This is a genomic window from Pseudoalteromonas sp. S2755 (assembly GCF_005886535.1).
GTDB lineage: Bacteria > Pseudomonadota > Gammaproteobacteria > Enterobacterales > Alteromonadaceae > Pseudoalteromonas.
Window position 1 is genome coordinate 1 of record NZ_PNDS01000155.1, and the last position, 636, is coordinate 636.

General features: G+C 42.6%; 1 pseudogene. It reads right to left on the bottom strand.

The features are described 5' to 3' along the window. Positions 1-636, bottom strand: a pseudogene (locus CWC03_RS21155) (FimV/HubP family polar landmark protein); the annotation flags it as partial.

A 636-nucleotide genomic window follows, 5' to 3' on the forward strand; every position in this document is an offset into this window, starting at 1 on the left:
TCTTCAAGCAAAGTATCTTCGTCAAAGTCCGCACTAAATTCAGGCAAATCATCTTCATCAAAGCCAGAAATTTCATCGTCGAGAAGCTCGTCATCAAGTCCACCTTCGATATCAAATTGGGCGTCATTGGATAACGCTTCTGATAATGCTTTTTCGGTTTCGCTTTGCGAGTCAGTAGTTTCAAGTTCTTCGCCCAGATCCAGTTCAGGATAACTCTCTAGCTCTGCGCTTGGTTGCAGATCTTCTTCGTCAAGAAATTCTTCCTCTGCCAATAAGTCCACTTCGTCATTAAGTGGATCATCTCCCAGCTCAATTTCGACTTCTTCATCCGAAAAGTCATCTTCAAGCTCAGCATCCAACTCAAACTGCTCTTCGGTTTGAAGCTCCTGTAATAACTCATCAACACTTTTTAAATCAGGATCTTCAAATTCACTGTCTTCGTCAGCTTGAACATTCTCATCACTAAAATCTGCTTCATTGGCTAGATCGGACTGTAATGTTTCTTCCACCAATTCTTCAGATAATTCCGGAATAGCATCCTCGTCATCCAGTATACCAGATAAATGCCCTGACTCCGTTTGCTCAGAGTCTGTTAAAGGCTGTTCAGGCTCCAGTTCAGGTTCATCTTCCTGCTCT